Source organism: Oleiphilus sp. HI0132 (assembly GCF_001635845.1).
The window spans coordinates 1-389 of the sequence record NZ_LWGJ01000766.1 but is presented as its reverse complement, the minus strand read 5'-3'; the positions used below and the strand labels follow the sequence as shown (position 1 = coordinate 389).

Genomic DNA, 389 nt, shown 5'->3' with positions numbered 1-389 from the left:
TTCCGTTTTCAACTAAGTGGTGTTGGCGGTTTTGGACAAAGTACCCGTAGAATGGATCAACATATTCCGGGCTATGCGGCCCGAGAAGAAATTTTAAATTAGAGTTATTTATAGTTATGGCGATGTTTACTCACACCCACAAAAAATCACCTTCAATTCTGAGCCTATTATTTAGCACCCTACTAGGACTTAGCTGTATGGCCTCTGTGGCTCATGCTGAAGAAAACTCTAGACCTGAACTGAGGCCAAATGCAGTACTTCTAGACAAAGTCATCGCCATTGTCGATGACGATATCGTGATGCAGTCTGAGCTAGCCCAACGTGTAAACTCGATCACTAAACGCTTACAGCGCCAGAATACCCCTCTTCCCTCGTTGTCAGTTATGCGA

The 389-nt window shown here is 44.2% G+C and carries 1 pseudogene; it reads left to right on the top strand.

From position 1 onward, the window contains the following. Positions 1-197: 197 nt before the first annotated feature. A pseudogene (locus A3766_RS09025) lies at positions 198-389 on the top strand (hypothetical protein); the annotation flags it as partial.